The organism is Candidatus Roseilinea sp. NK_OTU-006 (genome assembly GCF_012931985.1).
Lineage (GTDB): Bacteria > Chloroflexota > Anaerolineae > J036 > Brachytrichaceae > JAAFGM01.
Genome location: NZ_JAAFGM010000099.1, coordinates 1 through 2703 on the forward strand (window position 1 = coordinate 1; position 2703 = coordinate 2703).

3 protein-coding genes are annotated in these 2703 nt (G+C 67.4%); all 3 read left to right on the top strand.

The window, feature by feature from the left end:
• Nucleotides 1-270 (top strand): kynureninase/PvdN C-terminal domain-containing protein (locus tag GXH28_RS15780; protein ID WP_445082666.1); only part of this gene is annotated, 270 nt, incomplete at its 5' end.
• A gap of 112 nt (nt 271-382) precedes the next feature.
• Entirely contained in the window at nt 383-1015 is a 633-nt protein-coding gene (locus GXH28_RS16905) for an Lrp/AsnC ligand binding domain-containing protein (protein WP_320447978.1), read from the top strand.
• Nucleotides 1016-1098: 83 nt separating this feature from the next.
• Nucleotides 1099-2703 (top strand): hypothetical protein (locus tag GXH28_RS15790; protein WP_169239966.1); only part of this gene is annotated, 1605 nt, incomplete at its 3' end.

A 2703-nucleotide genomic window follows, 5' to 3' on the forward strand; every position in this document is an offset into this window, starting at 1 on the left:
CTGGGATACACGCTCAAATCGCCGCGGCAGGCGGAACGGCGCGGTTCCCATATTTCGCTCGGCCATCCAGAGGGATGGCGCATCAACCAGGCGCTGATCCATGACCTGGGCGTGTTGCCCGACTTTCGCGCGCCCGACAACATTCGGCTCGGCGTGGCGCCACTCTACACCTCCTTCATCGATGTGTACGCTGCCGCCGAACGACTGCAACGCGCGGTGGAGGAACGAATTTACATGCGCCATTCCAGCGGGCGCGCCACGGTCACCTAAGCGCCTGGGGCGCCTACATGCGACGCTTCCGCGTCACGCAACACACATCACGCAACAAGCAACACGCAACACGTTTCTCTTTCATTCAACATCTCATCAAGGAGGACGCACTATGGTTTCTGCAGTCGTGCTGCTCAAATGCGAGCGCAACAAGATCAACGCCGTAGCCGAGACGCTGGCCGATCTCAAAGGCATCTCCGAAGTCTTCTCCGTGGCGGGGCGTTACGACCTGGTGGCGATCCTGCGCGTGCGTACGCGGGCACACGGCCCGTTACGCGTGGAAATGGGCTTTGCCCCAGGTTTTCTTCCGGGCGACCGACTCTACGTGCTAGCTTTCGATCTCGACAGCCAACGCGGCGTACCCTATCTGCTCACGCCCGACGAGCCGCTGCCTGACCATCCCGGTGTACGTGCTTCGCTGCGTGCGGCGGCAGAACGCTGGCGCAGGCCCGGCGAGACGGTGTGCGTCATCGGCACGGTATTTACCCAGAATCCGGAGGCGTTGCGCACACTGCGCGAAGGAGAGCCGCTGGAGGTCTATCAAGACCCCGCTGATCTGCCCTGGAAATTGGCCGCCGCATGGCAGGGCCAGCGCATCGGCCATGTATGGGATGGTGCGTACGACCTGCACACAAAATTGGAGATCGGCGAGCGGCTACGGCTGCGCGTCATTCGCATGAATTTTTTGCGCCACGATCATCTCGGACGGATTGCATTTGCGGCCTATGGGGTGCAAATGGGCTAAGCAACTCTGCCCGCTGTCACCTTCGTGCTGACACGCAAGTCAGGCTCACACCATGAGCCACCGTCCGCCGCATCATCGCGGGCATGGAAGATTTCGTCTCCTATGCCCCTGCCGTCCCGCCAGCGCCGACGTTCGCCGCGCCGCTGCCTGCCGTGCGCGCGCGGCTGTGGTTGCCCGGGCGGACCTTCGCGCCGGAGGATGAATACCCGCGCCTGTGGCTGTCGCTCTCCGATGGCCGGGTGCTCGCCCTGCGGCTAGGCCAAGCGCGGCTGGGTGAGGATGCGGTGATCGCGCCCATTGTCGCGGCGCTTGCCGACGACGCCGGCGGCCACCGTTACCAGCTGGAACTTCCCGACGTGGGCTTTGTGCAGGTGCTCTATGCCGCGCCGGCGCTGCCCAATCCTTCGCGCTGGCATGCGGGGTTCTGGTTCGATGCCGACTTCCAGCGCTTTGCCGCCACGCTGGATGCCGAAGCGATGCGGCTGCTGCTGTGGCTCGAGCGCGAGCCCACGCCGCCGGCCGTCACCCGGCACGATGGCCGGGCGCCGCAGCCCGCGCCGAAGGTTTTCTTTGCCTCGGTGCGCAACTACAACCGGCTCGCCACCCTGCCGCCGCTCTTGCGCGAGCGGCGCATGCAGGCGCTGATGCGCTTTCCGGCGCTGGTGGCGCCGGTGCTCTTGACGCTGCATCACTCGCCCAATGTCTTCGATGGCAAGCGCCACGCCTGGCGTGACAAGGACGTGGCCGTGGAAGCAGCCATCGATGCGGGGCGGGATCTCGCCGGGGCGCTCGCCGCGCACTGGGGCATCTCGCGCGGACTCGTGCGCGCGCCGGTCAATGCCGCCTTCTGGGGAGGGCGCGAAGCGGCCCGTCGGCGGGCCTGCCTTGCCGTGCTCGACGCCTTGCCCGACAACCAGCGCCCGGATGTGGCGGCGTTCGAGCGCTGGTTGCCGTACCTGACGGGCTATTTGCAGCTCATCGGCGCGGTGGCGGATGAGGATGACGACGCGCAGCGCGCCAGCACCCCGCCTGTGCCCGAAGTGCACCGCGGCGCCTTTCGGCTGGGCTGGAACCTCACCTGGGAGGCAGCGGCCAAGCGCCACGGCAACCTCCACACGGCGCTGGCCGATTGCGACGACTTCCTGGCCGCCGCGCGCGGGCGGGCGGCCACCCTCCTCGCTCGGCGCTATGGGCCCAAGATCCATCGCCTCGCCGCCGCCTGGGTGGCCTGCCATGGGCTGTTGGGCCTGCTCGATGCCTCGGTCCGCTGGCATCGGCAGCGCCCCTGGCCGGAGAAGGAGGACTACCTGCCCGATCTTCACCTGCCAGAAGTGCTGGGCCGGCTGGAAGAAGACGGCTGGGAAGCCGTCGAGCTCGTCACGCCGACGATGCTGCTCTACGAAGGGCAGCGCATGCACCACTGCGCGGGCAGCCCGCGTTACTGGGAGGACTCGGTCGCCGGCACACGGCTCTTTCACCTTGCGCGCCGGGGCGAGCAGGCCACCGCCGAATACCGTCCGCGCCTGAGCGAGGACGTCGAGTACGACACGGCCTACCACCTCGTGCAGCTGCGTGGGCCGACGAACCGCGAGGTCAGCCCCGAGATGGAAGCCTGGGCGCGGCGGGTGGAGTCGGCTCTGAACGCTCCTGAGCGGCGGGATGCGCGCTGGGCGGCGCTGGAAGCGCGC